Origin of the sequence: Flavobacterium sp. LPB0248 (assembly GCF_013388355.1) — a bacterium.
Lineage (GTDB): Bacteria > Bacteroidota > Bacteroidia > Flavobacteriales > Flavobacteriaceae > Flavobacterium.
This window is the reverse complement of the sequence record NZ_CP058246.1, coordinates 2,405,003-2,422,336: the sequence shown is the minus strand read 5'-3', so window position 1 is coordinate 2,422,336 and position 17,334 is coordinate 2,405,003. Positions and strand designations below refer to the sequence as shown.

Annotated in this window: 13 protein-coding genes; 7 read left to right on the top strand and 6 right to left on the bottom strand. The window is 33.6% G+C overall.

Features of this window, described 5'->3' with window-relative positions; translation table 11 throughout:
* Positions 1-6: 6 nt before the first annotated feature.
* Positions 7-573, top strand: a complete 567-nt coding sequence (locus LPB248_RS10055; RefSeq protein WP_177211315.1) for a hypothetical protein — start codon at positions 7-9, stop codon at positions 571-573.
* 43 nt (positions 574-616) lie between these two features.
* Here the strand turns inward: LPB248_RS10055 and LPB248_RS10050 are convergent, their stop codons facing one another.
* The 3 genes from LPB248_RS10050 to LPB248_RS10040 form a co-directional block, all read right to left on the bottom strand.
* Positions 617-1,744 carry a SprB repeat-containing protein gene (locus LPB248_RS10050; RefSeq protein ID WP_177211314.1) on the bottom strand — a complete coding sequence of 376 codons (1,128 nt, stop codon included), beginning with the start codon at positions 1,742-1,744 and terminating at the stop codon, positions 617-619.
* 75 nt (positions 1,745-1,819) lie between these two features.
* A complete protein-coding gene (locus tag LPB248_RS10045) occupies positions 1,820-2,173 on the bottom strand; it encodes a hypothetical protein (protein WP_177211313.1) in 354 nt (117 codons plus the stop codon).
* A 54-nt stretch (positions 2,174-2,227) separates the two neighbouring features.
* Positions 2,228-3,202 (bottom strand): polyprenyl synthetase family protein, encoded by a 975-nt coding sequence (locus LPB248_RS10040; protein ID WP_177211312.1) that lies wholly within the window; start codon positions 3,200-3,202, stop codon positions 2,228-2,230.
* Between the two features lie 266 nt (positions 3,203-3,468).
* On the opposite strand from LPB248_RS10040, the gene LPB248_RS10035 reads away from it, so the two are divergent.
* The 6 genes from LPB248_RS10035 (at position 3,469) to LPB248_RS10010 (ending at position 11,997) form a co-directional block, all read left to right on the top strand.
* On the top strand, positions 3,469-3,990 hold the full coding sequence (locus LPB248_RS10035; RefSeq protein ID WP_177211311.1) for a YceI family protein: 522 nt from the start codon (positions 3,469-3,471) through the stop codon (positions 3,988-3,990).
* A 107-nt stretch (positions 3,991-4,097) separates the two neighbouring features.
* Positions 4,098-4,697 carry a TetR/AcrR family transcriptional regulator gene (locus LPB248_RS10030; protein WP_177211310.1) on the top strand — a complete coding sequence of 200 codons (600 nt, stop codon included), beginning with the start codon at positions 4,098-4,100 and terminating at the stop codon, positions 4,695-4,697.
* Positions 4,698-4,790: 93 nt separating this feature from the next.
* Positions 4,791-6,122, top strand: a complete 1,332-nt coding sequence (locus tag LPB248_RS10025) for a TolC family protein (RefSeq protein ID WP_177211309.1) — start codon at positions 4,791-4,793, stop codon at positions 6,120-6,122.
* A gap of 12 nt (positions 6,123-6,134) precedes the next feature.
* Entirely contained in the window at positions 6,135-7,202 is a 1,068-nt protein-coding gene (locus LPB248_RS10020) for an efflux RND transporter periplasmic adaptor subunit (RefSeq protein WP_177211308.1), read from the top strand.
* 91 nt (positions 7,203-7,293) lie between these two features.
* Positions 7,294-10,470, top strand: coding sequence for an efflux RND transporter permease subunit (locus LPB248_RS10015; RefSeq protein ID WP_177211307.1), 3,177 nt, complete (start codon positions 7,294-7,296; stop codon positions 10,468-10,470).
* A gap of 228 nt (positions 10,471-10,698) precedes the next feature.
* Positions 10,699-11,997, top strand: a complete 1,299-nt coding sequence (locus LPB248_RS10010) for a TCR/Tet family MFS transporter (protein WP_410504066.1) — start codon at positions 10,699-10,701, stop codon at positions 11,995-11,997.
* Positions 11,998-12,262: 265 nt separating this feature from the next.
* Here the strand turns inward: LPB248_RS10010 and LPB248_RS10005 are convergent, their stop codons facing one another.
* From LPB248_RS10005 to LPB248_RS09995, 3 genes are all read right to left on the bottom strand, one after another.
* A complete protein-coding gene (locus LPB248_RS10005; protein ID WP_177211305.1) occupies positions 12,263-12,700 on the bottom strand; it encodes a retropepsin-like aspartic protease in 438 nt (145 codons plus the stop codon).
* Positions 12,660-15,272: a CHAT domain-containing protein gene (locus tag LPB248_RS10000; RefSeq protein ID WP_177211304.1), complete on the bottom strand. Its 2,613-nt coding sequence runs from the start codon at positions 15,270-15,272 to the stop codon at positions 12,660-12,662. The genes LPB248_RS10005 and LPB248_RS10000 overlap by 41 nt, the downstream gene beginning before the upstream one ends.
* Before the next feature lie 92 nt (positions 15,273-15,364).
* Positions 15,365-17,317: a PKD domain-containing protein gene (locus LPB248_RS09995; protein WP_177211303.1), complete on the bottom strand. Its 1,953-nt coding sequence runs from the start codon at positions 17,315-17,317 to the stop codon at positions 15,365-15,367.
* Positions 17,318-17,334: the final 17 nt, after the last annotated feature.

Sequence of the window (17,334 nt, the reverse complement as noted above, 5' to 3'; positions counted from 1 at the left end):
GGAAATTTGAAGAAATTTATTTTTTTAATTACAGCAGTTTTAATTTTAAGCTGTAATAATTCTAAAAAAGAAAATATTAATAATGAAAAGGTTGTAAAAAAAGAATTACGACCTTTTTTTAATGCGGATAAAATTGATCATTATTTTGTGAATTACACTCTTGAAAGCATAATTGATTTTGAAGGGAAAAGTAAAAAATCAAAAAAACATCAGGAGTTTGAAGACTTATTTATGGGATATTTTCCGGACAGTATCCCTAAAAAAGATTTTGAAAAAACTTTAATAAGCCACAACTACAAGAGATCTGAATTATCTTACAAACAGCAAAAAGAGATTGAGAATATATTTAGTGAAAAAGATTCTTTGCAAATGAGTGCATATGCATGTGTTCCTGAATATCGCGATATCTTTGTTTTTAAAAGGAAAGAAAAGACGATTGGAATAGCGAAGATCTGTTTTAAATGCGGTCGTTTCCAGATTATTGGAAGTAAAATTGACACTCAGTATTTTGGACTTTTTGACGAATTAGAAAAATTACACAATATTGTTCGTCCCAATGAGAAAAAACTTTAGAATCTTAGCAGTTTAGTATCTAAGTTGCTAAGATTCTTTTTTTTTAGATTTGTTGATAAATGTAAATGGTTACAAATTCACCGTCATCTACTTTTATTAAATAACCTTCTGTATCATAAAAATATTTGAACGATTGTGTTTTTTGTGTTACACCATTGTCAACTATAGATTGTTCAATAATATGTAGATAAGGGTTTGGTAATGTCTGTCCTAATAAAGAGGAAAAAGTAGTGGCGATTTTATAATAAGGCTCATTATTATAGATTCCAGCCTTTGTTTTATCATATTTTGTGAGAATAACTCTTCCGTTGGCAACTTCGCCTAATGATTGAATAATTTCATATCGGGTTTCTTTGACTTCGGTATCGGTGTATTCAAAAGTGGATGCGTTTAATTTTCCTGTTCGTTTAGTGACTCTCTGCTCTGAATCATAATTGTATGTGGTTAAATAATTATCAATCAGAACTTTAGTTATTAGGCCATTTTCATATGTATAAGGAGTTTTGTTGTTTATAACATTTCCATTGCTATCATATTCATAAGAGAATTCAATTCCAGAAGATCCCATTGATTCTGGGCCCTTTTGAATTTCAATTTGAGTTAATTGACCGGCATTATTATAAATATAATTTCGAATATCTCCCTTAGGCGTATTTGCGTTAAGAGTATTTTCATTATCAGAGTACAGGTTGTCAGTTAATGAATAATCGGAAGATTCGTCAATTTTATAATTGCTTTTTTTGTATTGAATTGATTGAACTAAATGTTTTATAATTGTTTTCGTTTTTGAGACGATAGAGTTCTTATTGATATTTTTGATAGCTGGTTTAAGCAAAGATGATTGAGGAAGTGTGGCTTTTGGCTGCAAAATCTTTGTTGTTAAAGTTGTTGTTAGTCCTTTGCTATCTTTTATGGTAAAGGTATAATCTCCAGCTGCCAGTTCTGTTTGCGATGGCGCAATGGTATAAGGAGGAGTTCCTCCGGTAGGAGTAATGTTTACTGAGCCTGTACTTGCGCCGTAAACCGCAACATCAACTTGTGTGAAAGTTACAGTTAGAGGTTTTGTTTCTGCTTCAGGATTTGGTTTTTCTGGTGTAGTTGGAGAATCTTCCGAAGAACAGGAAATTGTTAAAAAAAGAAAGAAAGATAAGGTCAGCGTAATTTTTTTCATAGATCTAGGAAATTATCTGACAAATATTATTCTTTTTTTTTAATAAAAGAAATGATGTGTTTGAGAAAACGAACTTTACTTATAATAATTTCGAAACCAAACCTTCTGCCATTCTCTTTTTAAGATCAAGAAAGCAACTTGTTCAGCCAAAATAACCAAATCTGAACCATCTAGTTGTTTGATTTCGTTTTCGGGAACGTCAATGATGTATAAGAGGTTTAAATATTCAGCAAATTTGTACTGAATCATTCGGTAAACTTTTTCGTGAAGCTGAATTTTTAATTCATTTGGTGAAATGCTCAACGGAAAATCGATTCCTTCATTGGCCAGATTAAAATCTTTATTAATCTGTTCGATAAGATTCAGATATAAGGTCTCTGCTTGCGCTTGTGCTAATAATGATTCGGTATTTATTGGTGCTACAAACATGTGATTTTTAGATTTTAGATTGCTGATTTATGATTGTAGATTTTCTCCTGAATACTAAACTTTACGGCCCATTAAATTCTCGCCAAATGTTCTAAGAATATCCTTTTTTTCAGAATTAATATCCATTTTTTCTAAGGTTTCAAAGGCTTTTAAAGTATACATTTCAATAGCTTCTTGCGTAGCTTTTGAGGCTCCTGATTCGTTAAAAATCGTTTTGGCTGTTTCTATTTTTTCTGAATTATCATCTAATTGCAATGTAAATAATTTTTCTAATTCAGAAGCTTTTTCATCAGAAGAAAACTCTAAGGCTTTTAGGTATAAATAGGTCTTTTTGTTTTCTATAATATCACCACCAACTTGTTTTCCAAAAGTTTCTGGATCTCCAAAAGCATCTAGATAATCATCTTGAAGCTGGAAAGCCAATCCTAAATTTAGTCCGAAATCATAAATCAAATCTGCTTCTTTTTCAGAAGTTTTAGCTACAATTGCACCCATTTTCATGGCAGCAGCAACCAAAACTGCTGTTTTATATTCAATCATTTTAAGATATTGAGGAATCGTAACATCTTTACGAACTTCAAAATCTACATCCCATTGCTGTCCTTCACAAACTTCAAGAGCTGTTTTGCTGAATAATTTGGCAAGGTTTCTAAAAACAATCGGCTCGTATTGTTCAAAATATTGATACGCCAAAATAAGCATGGCATCGCCAGAAAGAATTCCAGTGTTTAAGTCCCATTTTTCATGTACCGTCACTTGTCCTCTTCTTAATGGTGCATCGTCCATAATATCATCATGCACCAGCGAAAAGTTATGAAAAACTTCAACCGCCATTGCTGCTGGTAACGCAATCGAATAATCAGTATCAAAAACTTCAGCAGCCATTAAAGTTAAAACTGGACGAATGCGTTTTCCTCCAAGTCCTAAAATATATTCAATAGGTTCGTAAAGATTTGTTGGTTCTTTATGTATGTTTTGACTCTCTAGATAATTGATGAAAAAATCTTGGTACTGACTTATATCGTGCATAATGAATTCTGATTTCGAGGCTCAAAGATACAATTCAAATATGAATTTTTAGAGATGAAATGTTAAAAGCGTACCAATCATTTAAAATGCACTTTTAATGCATCTCATTTTTAATGCGTTAAAATTTTTTCTAAAAAACCCGGAAACTTTTTTGGTATTCAGAGTTTCCTGTCTATATTTGCAGCGTTAATATGGAAACTAAGAACACTGTAAAAGTTTCCATGAAGAGTTTTAATGATTTGTAAAATCAATTAAATCAATTATTTATGAAAACAAAATGGACTTTAGATTCAAGCCAATCAGATGTTTTATTAGAAATGAGAAGATCTAGAACTTCTTATTTGGGAGGTGATGCAAATAAATTTGGTGGTTATGTAAACATTGAAGACAATGAGATTGAAGATGCTTCTGTCGAATTCTCATTAGATATCAATAACAAAAATGAGAGTTTCCAATCTATAGATGCTTACTTACAGCTTCAAGATTTTTTTGAAGAAGATGAGCATCCGATTATCAGTTTCAAATCGACTTCATTTCAAAAAGTAAATCAGAATATCAATTTTTTCAAAGGAGATCTAACGATAAAAGATATCACGAGAGTAGTTGAATTGGATGCTGAATTTCTTGGAGAAAATATTTATAACGGAGAGAAGAAAGTAGCTTTTGAAATTAAAGGAAATATTAAGCGTGAGGACTTTGGTTTAGATTACAGTTCTTTCAATCATACTTCTGGTGCTGCCTTAGGGAAAGACATAAAACTTATAGCGAATTTAGAATTTAGCATATAAATCTTACTAAATCAATAAATTGATGTAAAATTATTACAAATAAACAGGAAACTATTTTTTTAATTTTAGTTTCCAAAGTATATTTGTGATGCAATCGAGAATTTAAAATGAAAGAGAAGATTATAGCAAAAGCAAGCGAGTTGTTTTTAAAGCTTGGTTTTAAGAGTGTTACAATGGACGATATTGCGGGTGAAATGTGTATTTCTAAAAAAACGATTTACAAGTATTTCTGCAATAAAGAAGTTCTGATTGAGGAAAGCACTTCGCTGGTTCATGGCCAGGTACACGAAATCATGGATACCATTATAGCAAAGAACTTTAATGCTATCCATGAAAATTTTGAGATTAGAGAAATGTTTCGTGACATGTTTAAAAATAACATTGATACTTCGCCAATCTATCAGTTAAAAAAGCATTATCCAGAGATTTACCAAAACATTTTGTCTTATGAAATTGATCAATGTACACAGCTTTTTAGAGAAAACATTGAAAAGGGTATTCGTGAAGGTCTTTACAGAAGTGATTTGAATGTAGAGGTGTATGTGAAGTTTTATTATACACTGGTTTTTCATATAAACGAAAATACCGTTTCTGAAAGTGAAGCGCAAAGAATTGAGCTGGAAGCATTAGAATATCATACTCGCGCAATGGCAACCGTAAAAGGAGTAGAGGAATTAGAAAAGCAGCTAAAAAGAATAAATAATTAATTCATCCAAATATATTCAATCGTCATTATTCTGAGAGAGGATGGAAGATGACGATACTATCTCAAAATTTAAAAAATAAATATTTAACTACTTATGAAAAGAATCCTTCTTATATTTTTGTGCACCATTGGCTTGTCTGTCAACGCACAAACCACTTTAACCCTGAAAGATGCTGTCAATTATGCGCTTCAAAATAAAGCCGATGCGAAAAAAGCAAAACTTCAGGTAGAAAATAGTGAGTACCAGATTCAGGAAGTACGTTCAAGAGCCTTACCACAAATTAGTGCAAACGGAAGTTTAACGTATAATCCGGTAATTCAGACTACAGTTATTGATGGAGCTGCATTTGGTGCGCCAGGAACTACAATTCAGGCGGCGTTTGGTCAAAAATGGACTTCGACAGCAGGTGTTTCTTTAACTCAAGCGTTATTTGATCAATCTGTTTTTACAGGTTTAAGAGCTGCAAAAACAACTCGTGAATTTTATCAGATCAATGATCAGTTAACTGAAGAACAAGTTATTGAAAGAGTTGCAAATAACTACTATTCAGTTTATGTACAAAAAGAAAGACTTATTTTATTAGACAGTAACTATGTAAATACGCAAAAAGTTCGTGATATTGTTCAAGGACAGTTTAATAACGGTTTGGCAAAAAAAATTGACTTAGATCGTATTATCGTAAAAATGTCTAACATCGATACAGATCGTCAGCAAGTTAAAAATCAGATCGAATTACAGGAAAATGCATTAAAGTTTTACATGGGTATGCCTATCGAAACTCAAATCGTTATGCCTAAAGAAGAATTTCAAGTAGTGCCAGCTGCTTTAACACAAGAGCCAAATATTGAAAACAGAACAGAATATTTGCTTTTGAAAAAACAAGAAGAACTTTTAATATTTAATAAAAAGGCAGTTGAAGCAGGTTATTATCCGACACTTTCATTATCTGCAGGATATAATTATATCGGACAAGGACCTGAAATGCCTTGGTTTGCAAAACCAGAAAAAGGAGTGTATTGGTCAGACTTCTCTGCAGTTGCTTTAAACTTACACGTACCAATCTTTACAGGTTTTGGAACTCGTGCAAAAGTAAGACAAGCTGATGTTCAAATTAGAGAACTTCAAGAAGACATCAAAGACACTAAACTATCTCTTGATTTAGATTATAAAAATGCAATGGCGCAGATTAATAATAATCTTGTAACTATTGAGAATCAGAGAGAAAATATGCGTTTAGCGCTAGATATTTTAAGCAATACTAAAAACAATTATCTTCAAGGATTAGCATCTTTAACCGATTTGCTAGATGCAGAAAATGCATCGCTTGAAGCTCAAAATAACTTTACAAGAGCAGTTTTAAATTATAAAATTGCCGAAATATCTCTAATCAAATCGAAAGGCGAACTTAAATCTCTTACTAAATAACAAATTATTACAATGAAGAAAATAATTATAACAATCGTAATCATAGTCGTGGCTTTTGTCGGGATTAACTACATTCTAAATAAGAACAAGGCAGAAAATGAAGCAAAAACAGCAATTGTAGCAGAAAAAAACGCTGCGGTTTCTGTAAAAGTGGCTACAGTAAAAACAGAAGATGTTAACTTAGGTTTTACTGCAAACGGAAACTTCGCACCAATTCAGGAATTGACTTTCTCTGCTGAAAAATCTGGAAAAGTAATTAGTGTTTTAGTTAAAGAAGGTGACTATGTAAGAGTAGGCCAAACTCTTTTAACAGTAAGAGGTGACGTTATCAATGTAAATGCTCAAGCAGCTGAAGCAGCATATCAAAATGCGAAATCTGATTATGCTAGATATGAAAATGCTTTCAAAACTGGTGGTGTTACAAAACAGCAATTAGATCAAGCAAAATTAGCTTTAACTAATGCTCAATCTAATTATACTCAAGCTAAAATTAATGTTGGAGATACAAGAGTAAAAGCGCCAATCAATGGATACATCAATAAAAAATATATTGAGCCAGGATCTATTTTAGCCGGAATGCCTGCAACTGCTTTATTTGATATTGTAAATGTTTCTAAATTAAAATTGACTGTTACGGTAAACGAAAGTCAAGTTGCTAGTTTAAAATTAGGACAAACTGTAGACATTACAGCAAGTGTTTATCCTGATAAATCATTTAGCGGAAAAATTACTTTCATCGCTGCAAAAGCTGATGCATCTTTAAATTTCCCTGTAGAAATTGAAATTACAAACAATGCTAATAACGACTTAAAAGCAGGTATGTACGGAACGGCAAACTTTGGCGCGAAGAGTCAAAAACAAAACTTAAAAGTTGTTCCTAGAAATGCTTTTGTTGGAAGTGTGAGCAGTAACGAAATTTTTGTTGTAGAAAACGGTGTTGCTAAACTAAGAAAAGTAATAGCTGGAAGAATCTTAGGAGATAAAGTTGAAATTATCAATGGTTTAAATGATGGAGAAACTGTAATTGTGACTGGTCAAATCAACCTACAAGACGGAAATACAGTAGAAATTATTAAATAATTATTTGGCTATAAGCATTAAGCTATAGGCTATAAGCAATTCCAAAGCTTAAAGCCTATTGCCTACAGCTTAAAGCATAAAGAAAAAATATATGAAATTAGCCGAAATATCCATAAAACGTCCGTCGTTGGTAATTGTATTGTTTACAATTCTGACACTAGGTGGATTGTTCAGTTATAGCCAATTAGGCTACGAGCTGATCCCAAAATTCGAAACCAACGTTATTACGGTTTCAACTGTATATCCAGGAGCTTCTCCGAGTGAGGTTGAAAATACAGTAACAAAGAAAATTGAAGATGCGATTGCGTCTTTAGAAAATATCAAGAAAATCGATTCGAAATCTTATGAGAGTCTTTCGATTGTGTCAATTACATTGACTTCAAATGCGAATGTTGATATTTCGATGAATGATGCACAGCGTAAAATTAATGCAATTTTAAGTGATCTTCCAGATGATGCTGATCCGCCGTCATTGACTAAATTCTCTTTGAGTGATTTACCGATTATGACACTTGGTGCGAATGGTAAAATGGACGAAGCAGCTTTCTACGATTTGATCGATAAAAAGATTGCGCCAGTTTTATCTCGTGTACAAGGGGTTGCTCAGGTAAACATTATTGGTGGTCAAGAGCGTGAGATTCAGGTAAACCTTGATGCAGTAAAAATGCAAGGTTACGGACTTTCAGTTCCACAAGTACAGCAAACTATTTTGAGTTCAAACTTGGATTTCCCTACAGGTAATATCCAGACTCGTAACCAAAAAATCTTAATCCGTTTAGCGGGTAAATATAAGAATGTTGACGAATTAAGAAACTTAGTGGTTTCTTCTCAAAACGGAATTCAAATTCGTTTAGGAGATATCGCCGACGTTCAGGATACACAAAAAATTGCAGAGAAAATTGCTCGTGTAGATCAAAAAAGTGCAATTGTACTTCAAATTGTAAAACAATCAGATGCTAATGCCGTTGCGGTAAGTGAGCAATTGATTAAGACAATTAAGACACTAGAAAACGATTACAAATCGGCTCAATTGAAATTGGAAGTAGCAAAAGACAGTACTGTCTTTACGCTTGAAGCAGCAGATTCTGTTGTACATGACTTGTTAATTGCGGTTATTCTGGTAGCATTCGTAATGTTGTTCTTCTTGCACAGTATTCGAAACTCATTGATCGTAATGGTATCTATTCCAGCATCTTTGATTGCGACATTTATCGGAATTTATTTATTAGGTTACACACTTAACTTAATGTCTTTACTTGGTTTATCTCTTGTTGTAGGTATTCTTGTGGATGACGCGATTGTGGTACTAGAGAATATTTACCGACACATGGAGATGGGTAAAAGCCGAATTCGTGCGGCTTATGATGGAACTGCCGAAATTGGAGCAACCGTAACTTCGATTACATTAGTAATTGTGGTAGTGTTCTTGCCAATTGCAATGAGTACCGGATTGGTATCAAACATTATTACACAATTCTGTGTTACTGTAATTATTTCTACAATGTTCTCATTGTTGGCTTCGTTTACAATTATTCCGTGGTTATCTTCTCGTTTTGGAAAACTAGAGCATATTGAAGGTAAAAATCTTTTCGGAAGAATTATTCTTGGTTTCGAAAGCTATTTGACTCGTTTTACAAACTGGGTATCAAACTTGCTTAACTGGTGTTTAGATCACTATATTAAAACAATAGTTGTAGTTGTAGTAATGTTTTTTGGAACGATCTTCTGGTTAATGGGAGGTGGATATATTGGAGGAGAGTTCTTCGCATCATCTGATAGTGGTGAGTTCTTAGTACAAATCGAGATGCCAAAAGACGCTTCGTTAGAGCAAACTAACTTTATGACGCAAAAAGCAGAAGCTTTCTTAAAAGGAGAGAAATATGTTTTCAGCCAGATTACAACAGTGGGTCAAACCAGTGAAGGTTTAGGAGCTGCTCAGGCAACTGCATACAAAGCAGAGATTGACGTTAAAATGATCGATCAAAAAGATCGTACAGACGACGCCAACGTATACGCTGCAAAAGTAAAACGTAAACTGGAAAAAGTTTTAGTTGGAGCAAAAGTAAAAACAGTTCCAGTAGGTATCTTAGGTACTGCTGAGGATGCAACTTTAGGTTTGATTGTAACAGGTCCGAACGTAGAAAGTGCAATGAAATTTGCAAAAATGGCTGAAGCTGAATTACGTACTATTCCTGGAACAACTGAGATTAAATTAACAGTTGAGGACGGAAACCCTGAAATCAACGTTCAGGTTGATAGAGATAAAATGGCTGCATTAGGATTAACACTTCAAACAGTTGGTTTAACCATGCAGACAGCTTATAGTGGTAACACAGACGGTAAATTTAGAGCTGGTGAATACGAGTACGATATCAACATTAAATACAACGAATTTGATAGAAAAAACATCACAGACGTTAGTAATTTGATTTTCATCAACAATGCAGGTCAGCAAATTAAATTAAACCAATTTGCTACAATTACGGAAGGTTCTGGGCCAAGTAAATTGGAGCGTAGAGATAAAACAGCTTCTGTAACCGTGCAAGGTCAGAACGTTGGAGTACCAGCAGGAACAATCGTTCAGCAATGGCAGGCGAAATTAGATAAATTGCAAAAACCTACAGGAGTTAATTACATCTGGGGTGGTGACCAAGAGAACCAATCAGAAGGATTTGGTACTTTAGGAATCGCATTATTAGCTGCTATTATCTTAGTTTACCTTGTAATGGTTGGATTATATGACAGTTTCGTTCACCCGTTTGTTGTATTGTTCGCTATTCCGCTTTCGTTCATTGGGGTTTTATTCGCACTGGCATTGACAAACAACACCTTAAATATCTTTACCATCTTAGGGGTAATCATGTTGATTGGTCTTGTGTGTAAGAATGCGATCATGCTTGTCGATTATACGAATCAGCGAAGAGCAGCTGGAGAATCAATTAGAAATGCTCTAATCCAAGCAAACCACGCACGTTTACGTCCGATCTTGATGACGACAATTGCGATGGTGTTTGGTATGTTCCCGATTGCATTAGCATCTGGAGCAGGAGCAGAATGGAAAAACGGATTGGCATGGGTAATTATTGGAGGTTTGATTTCTTCATTATTCCTTACGTTAATTGTGGTTCCTGTAATCTATGATATTATGGAGAAAATCATTAGAAAATTCTCTAAAGGAGAAAAAATCGACTACGAAGCTGAAATGCATGCCGATTATGTGCATACTGAATTAAGCGAAGACGGTTTTAATCCTAAACACACTCATTAATAGTTTTAATTTTTGATAGTGGAATTCCGAGCCCGAATTCGGAATTTCACAATGAAAAATCCCAGATTCCTTTAAATTGGAATTTGGGATTTTTTTATTGATTCTTTAAAATTATTTCAGGCAGATTTTACAGATTTTAGCAGATCAGATTAAAAATCTGCGTGAAAAAAATATAAGTTTTAATAATTCAATACTACGTTCTTCAAATTGGAATTTGGATTTTTTTTAATGTTAATTGAAAAATCTGTTTATTTGCATCACCTTACAAAAACAACTATGCTACAAAAAGACAAGTCAGCAGCTATTGGTTTTATTTTTATAACCATGTTAATAGACATTACAGGATGGGGAATTATTATTCCTGTAATACCAAAATTAATCGAAGAATTGATTCACGGAGACATTAGTGAAGCCGCAAAAATTGGTGGCTGGTTGACTTTCGCGTATGCGATAACTCAGTTTGTATTTGCTCCCGTTATTGGAAATTTAAGCGATAAATTTGGAAGAAGGCCAATTATCTTGATTTCCCTTTTCGGATTTTCATTAGATTATCTTTTATTGGCATTTTCGCCAACTATTATTTGGCTTTTTATCGGAAGAATTATCGCTGGAGTTACCGGCGCAAGTATTACAACCGCTTCGGCTTATATTGCCGACGTTAGTACGCCTGAAAACAGGGCCAAAAACTTCGGATTAGTTGGAGCTGCTTTCGGATTAGGTTTTATCATCGGACCAGTTATTGGTGGGCTTTTAGGACAATATGGATCAAGAGTTCCTTTTTATGCGGCAGCAGTTTTATGTATGCTGAATTTCCTTTACGGATTTTTCATTCTGCCGGAATCGCTTAAAAAAGAAAACCGCAGACCATTTGATTGGAAACGTGCCAACCCAATTGGAGCTATTTTAGGACTAAGAAAACACCCAACTTTAATCGGATTAATTGTCGCAATATTTCTTCTGTATGTTGGCTCGCATGCTGTACAAAGCAATTGGAGTTTCTTCACCATTTATCAATTCAATTGGGATGAAAGAATGATCGGAATTTCATTAGGGATAATTGGTTTATTAGTTGGAGTGGTACAAGGTGGATTGGTGCGTTATATTAATCCGAAAATAGGAAATGAGAAAAGTATCTACATTGGTTTAGCTTTATATACAATCGGAATGCTATTGTTTGCTTTTGCAACAGAAAGCTGGATGATGTTTGTCTTTCTAATTCCGTATTGCCTTGGCGGAATTGCAGGTCCAGCGTTGCAATCTGTTGTAGCCAGTAAAGTTGCACCAAGCGAACAAGGAGAAATTCAAGGAACTTTAACCAGTTTAATGAGTGCTTCTTCGATTATAGGTCCGCCTATGATGGCCAATACATTTTACTTTTTCACGCATGATGATGCGCCGTTTAAATTTGCAGGAGCACCTTTTATTTTGGGAGGAGTTTTAATGCTGCTGAGTACAGTTGTTGCTTATTTTTCATTGAAAAAACATGCTGCTCCAAAAATAGAAATTGAGAATCAAGAAACCGTATAAAAATTAAAAAGCCTTTCTGAGGTATTAGACAAACAATAATCAGCTTCGGAGAAGCGAAATATTTATAGAAATCGTATTATTATCTATAACAAAGCTCCAGAGGAGTGAAATATGTAGTCATTATAAAAAAAATATGTCGCTCCGCTGGAGCTTTTAAATTAACATAATTGAAATTTCTATAAATATTTTGCTCCGCTGGAGCAGTTTAAAAAAAATAAGGCTATCTCATTATTGAGACAGCCTTATTTTTTTATTTGTAATTTTTCTATTTTAAATACAAATAATGATTAAAATAGTCAATAATCGCTTTTCCCTCCAATAAAACATCAGCGCCAATAATGCCATGAACGGCTTTGGCCTTAAAAGATTCTAAAGCTTCATTAACATGTGAAAGGTCAAAAATTACGATACTAAAATTTTTGCTTTTCCAGCTTCCTAATTGCAATTTATTTTGAGACGAGATCTGTGTTGTCATTCCAGTTCCGCCTGCTCCAGAAGCTTTTGTTTTAGAGTTTTTTGCAGAAAGTTCAAAACGCTCAATAGACTCAAAACCCACGCAAGTGTTGGATGCGCCTGTGTCTAAAATGAAATTGCCAGAAATGCCATTTATTTTGGCTTTTATCTGCAAATGCTGTGTTTTAGTGATTTTGAATTTTATTTTTTTATAATTCTCTTTTTTGAGAATTTCGTGAAGATTTTCCATTTCTGTACTGATTGAAACCCAAAAATAAGCCAATTACAGCCAAAAAACTAATGATATAGAAGATATAATTGGTTTGTGTTTCGGGTTTTTCAAGAGTGCCGTAATATACAAAAGCACTCCAGTAATAAGGTGACTTTTTTGCGTTGGGAATATTTTCATCTTTTAAAAATTTCCTTTTTGCATTTGCCGTTGCGTGTACAAAAGAAGAATTATGTTTAAGATCTTTATAAAAATAATCCATGAAAACAGAAGTCGTATAATCGTTTACATTCCACAAAGAAAATAATAGATTTTGCGCTCCTGCAAACTGAAAACCTCTGGCAATGCTCATAGCGCCTTCGCCTTTATAGAGTTTTCCAATTCCTGTTTCGCAGGCGCTTAGAACCACTAAATCTGGATTGAGCTGTAGATTATACAATTCAGAAAACAGGATTTCCTGATCGTAAAACTTAATGCTCGCCGGAATTTCAAAATCTCCCGAAGAGGCATGTGTGCTCAGATGAATAATTGATTTTCCTATAACATTATTTTTAAAGTTTGAAAAAGTGGCATTTTCATTTTCAAAAAACTGTCCGTCAAAATTGTGTTTTATAGATTGCAACTCATTTTTTGAAAAAGGAAGTTCGTAATTGGTTTTTCCGAAAACAGGAAAAAGACCTAGAATATTTCTTTTGCCACTTGAAAGCGTATTCGCATTCAAATACAATTCTGCAGAATTGTTGTAGGCAATATCAAACTTGTCTAGTAAATAATGCATTTTCGTAAAATTTGACGTGTTTGAAGTTTCACTTACTAAAGCTTCAAAAGGCAGAAAAGACAGAATACCATCAGGAACAATAATTAAATTTTTGTGCTTTTCAACTTTTGGAATTTGAAGTTTCTGATAGATTTTATTTCCAAGTAAATTATACTTTTTAGGATTATTGGCAATTATCGAAGGATCTTTAAATAAACCTATGAATGAAAGTAAGTCTTTATCATCTGTTTCAATTTTATGCAGTGCAATTTTTTTATTTTCTAAAGTAAAATTATAAATGCAATGAGCTCCAAAAAAGTATTCTATTAATATAGCATTGTCTTTTTCTAATTTGGTGAAAAGACCAGAAAGATCAAAGCTAGGATTCTTTTTTGAGTCTGTTTTACTTTGTTTCGTTTTCAAAAGCAGCATCAATTCATTCTGCTTTTTAACCGCTTCATTGATTTTCGAAATATCGGCCAATTCCAATTTTTGCTGTTCTTTTAAAATTGTAGCATTCCAATTTTGCAATTGCTGTAAAATCAGTTTTTCCTCTCTTGAAATCGTTTCTAAGTTTTTCAAATGATTCTTTAAAACAATAGATTTTGTCTGCTCCGAAAGTAGAAAAGCACTTTCCAAATAAGTCATTTTTCTCTCTTTTTCAAAAAGAGAAAGATAGATTTCGATGCATTTTTCAGTACGGTTTCGGTTTCTGACTTGTGTTATAATTTTAGAATTTTCATAAACCAAAAGCGACTGGATCGTTTCTTCAATTTTAAAAGAAAGCCCAAAACTTTTCAAGGCATTTTTAGGCTGATTTTCAGCTAAAAAAATCAAAGCCTGCAAATCTAAAGCATCTAATAAAACGGTTTCCGCATAAAGCGAATTCTGATTTGGCAATCTGTTTTTGGAATTTGAAAAGGATGGAAGAAGTGTTTTGAATATTAATGTGATATTTTCTTGCGCTTCCGCTAATTTTCCTTCGCTGAAAGCAATAAAAGCAGCTTCAAAATAAAACTGTCCTATTTTTCTAGGTTCTCTGTTCGGCGTTTTATTGAATTCCGTTTTGGCTTTTTCAAAGTATTCAGATGCTTTTTTAAAATCATTTTCATTTACTTTCAGCTGTGCCAGATTTCGATATGCATTCGCCAAAGTTTCGGTTTGTGATATGTCATTTTTTAGAAGAGCAACCGCTTTCAAAAAAGAAGTTTGTGCCTCCGATTTTTTAGAAGATAAAACATAGTTTGTGCCTAAATTATTCAGCAAAAGAGCTTTTTCTTTATTAGAAAGCTTTTCGGTCTGAATTGTTTTTTCGATTAAATCTATCGCTTTATAAACGTTACCGGTATTTTGATAAACATTGGAGAGGTTTAGAATTGCAGCTGTTTTTTGACTCTTATTTTTCTGCTGACTGGCAATAAAATAATATTGTTTGATGGTATTTTCGGCATTTTCATAATCGCCCAAAACGGTATACAAATTGCCTAAAGGTTTTAAGCAAAATTCAATTATGTCATAATTCTTCAGTTTGTTTTTCTGATAAACCATCCAAGCTTTTTCATAACTCTTTATAGCATCCAAATTCTGCCCAAACTGATTTTCATAATACGCTTTGTTGCAATTTAAAATGACAATTGCCAGTAATTCTTCTTTGGTTTTAGGTTTGGCACTTTTCCAAAAATCAATTTCAATACTTTTTAAATTTTGTAACGCTTCCGCGGAAGGATTTACGGTAAAACGATCCACGGCATTATATATTTTAGCTTCCTGACTTTGTCCGAAAACATTCAGACTCAGGAAAAGGAAAATAAAACCATATAAGTGATATAAGTTCATATTAAGCTTTTTTATTTCGCAGAGATGCACAAAGATTTTTTCGCAGAGATTCGCAAAAGAAAAATACTTTGTGTCTCTCTGTGGTATAATCTTTAAAACTTCCAAATCCCATAAACCTGAAAATAATTAAAATTCTGTTCAAAATTAATCACATAACGTGCGCCCAAACTTGGTCCGATTCTGGCAAAACCAGCTGTCAAATCAAATAAAAGCCCAGTTTTAAAGCCCGAGAAATTGTTTTTTATCGTATTAGAACTTGTATTAGAACTGATTAAAAAGTTTCCTTTATCGCCTTCATAAGTATCAACTGTGATCGTTTGATTTTGTTCTGAATAAACATTTACATTCGCCTGAATTCCTGCTCCAACTCCGATATAATTATTGATATTGTAGCGAATTAAAACTGGAATTTCCCAATTGATATTTTTATTTTCGGTTGCAGTTGTGGTGCGCACCAATTGCCTTGTTCCGTTGGCATTCGTAGTAAACTCTTCGGAGACATTTACGGCGCTATTATATTTGTTTAAAGCATTTTCCCATTCTACCTGCCAATAAAAGCGATACGATTTAAAAGGCGAAAGCGTAGCACCGACAAAATAACTGGTCGATTTATCTAAATCGGGATAAAAATTATAACCCGCTTTTGCTCCAATCGAAATTCCGGGCAAGAATCGGGTAGTGGCGTAATTTGTGATTATAGGTTCATTTTTATCAAATATAATCGCAGTTCGGCTTTTGGTTTTTACTTTATGAAAATCTTCGCCAAACTTCATAGAGTATTTTACAAAACCTTTCGTAGAATCCTTTTCCTGTACATTTTTCTGTTCGCTTCCAGGCAGATAAATATTTTTGAAGGTGAAAATAATTTGTTTCTGTTTGATGATCGTATCGAGACAGCTTACTGTTGGTTCTTCTCCTTTTGGACAAATCGGACATTCGGGATACATACTTTCAATCTGAAAAGTTTTTTTGTCGAACATCTCCGGAACATCGGTTTCCAAACGAATTTTTCTTGCAGGACCTTCACCATTATTCTGAAAGCGCGTTTTAAAATTTACTCTTTTAAAACGAACCAATCTGTAATTCATAAAACTTCCGTTAGACCCCATTTTATTAGGATCATGAGAAGTCACAATTTCCATTTCCAGATTTTTTACTTTATGGTTTTTATAACTTCTGTTCGGCACAAAAATACCACGCATTGTAACTGTTGCGCTTGTATCTTTTATCATTTCGGGAGTAGTTTTGAAAGTGTAAAAAACATTTCGGGTTTCTCCAGGATTTGCATCGTCAAATTCTAAAATAGAAACATTGTGATACGTTTTATTCGCGTCTAAAAGAGAAGCGTCTAGATCTTCTTCTGTTGTGGTATTTCGGTATTTTTTGGTTTTGAAATTCCCTTCGGCGGAAGCCAGAAAAGTATTCGAATCATTTAAATCATCAACAGCAGCGACCAAGTTTTCTTTTACTTCACGTTCGCCCGCATAAGTTCTGAAATCGCTTAACTCGAAATTATTGTGTTTGAATTGCTTTTCATTATAAAACAAATAAAGCTTTCCGCTAGAAACATAATTCTCCAGATTTTGGTAACTCACTACAACTACCATTTCCTGATCTGGAATTGGATCACAATTTTTAATAATCGCAAAACCGTTTTGGTCGGCAATAGAAGCAATGTCTTTATAATTGGTTTCTGTAATATCGTTGACAGCGACTTTTTTAGGGCGAGTTGCTGGAGGTTTTCCGTTATCGTAATTATTGGTTACAGCAAGTCTTGTGGTGTAAGTTCCTTTGTTTTTATAAACATGTTTAGGTTCGGCTTCTTTGCTGTAATGCCCGTCTCCCAATTCCCATAAATAAGAATAACTTGGTTTTGGCGCACCTGCAATCGGAATCAAAGGAGGTGTTTCGGGTTTAAAAGAAACCTGATTTCCGTTTTGGATAAAACCTATATTGGCTCTTCGCGTTATGGTGTCTTTCACTTTGGTTTGTCCTATTGTGAGAATAGAAAATAGAATAAAGAAAATAGACAGTTGTGGTTTCATAACTAGATAGTTTTGAG

Excerpts from the sequence above, each read along its gene's own strand:
- LPB248_RS10045 (WP_177211313.1), bottom strand. The coding sequence starts at position 2,173 with ATGTTTGTAGCACCAATAAATACCGAATCATTATTAGCACAAGCGCAA.
- LPB248_RS10005 (WP_177211305.1), bottom strand. The coding sequence starts at position 12,700 with ATGGAAAATCTTCACGAAATTCTCAAAAAAGAGAATTATAAAAAAATA.
- LPB248_RS10040 (WP_177211312.1), bottom strand. The coding sequence starts at position 3,202 with ATGCACGATATAAGTCAGTACCAAGATTTTTTCATCAATTATCTAGAG.
- LPB248_RS10000 (WP_177211304.1), bottom strand. The coding sequence starts at position 15,272 with ATGAACTTATATCACTTATATGGTTTTATTTTCCTTTTCCTGAGTCTG.
- LPB248_RS09995 (WP_177211303.1), bottom strand. The coding sequence starts at position 17,317 with ATGAAACCACAACTGTCTATTTTCTTTATTCTATTTTCTATTCTCACA.
- LPB248_RS10050 (WP_177211314.1), bottom strand. The coding sequence starts at position 1,744 with ATGAAAAAAATTACGCTGACCTTATCTTTCTTTCTTTTTTTAACAATT.
- LPB248_RS10010 (WP_410504066.1), top strand. The coding sequence starts at position 10,699 with ATGTTAATTGAAAAATCTGTTTATTTGCATCACCTTACAAAAACAACT.
- LPB248_RS10035 (WP_177211311.1), top strand. The coding sequence starts at position 3,469 with ATGAAAACAAAATGGACTTTAGATTCAAGCCAATCAGATGTTTTATTA.
- LPB248_RS10020 (WP_177211308.1), top strand. The coding sequence starts at position 6,135 with ATGAAGAAAATAATTATAACAATCGTAATCATAGTCGTGGCTTTTGTC.
- LPB248_RS10030 (WP_177211310.1), top strand. The coding sequence starts at position 4,098 with ATGAAAGAGAAGATTATAGCAAAAGCAAGCGAGTTGTTTTTAAAGCTT.
- LPB248_RS10015 (WP_177211307.1), top strand. The coding sequence starts at position 7,294 with ATGAAATTAGCCGAAATATCCATAAAACGTCCGTCGTTGGTAATTGTA.
- LPB248_RS10025 (WP_177211309.1), top strand. The coding sequence starts at position 4,791 with ATGAAAAGAATCCTTCTTATATTTTTGTGCACCATTGGCTTGTCTGTC.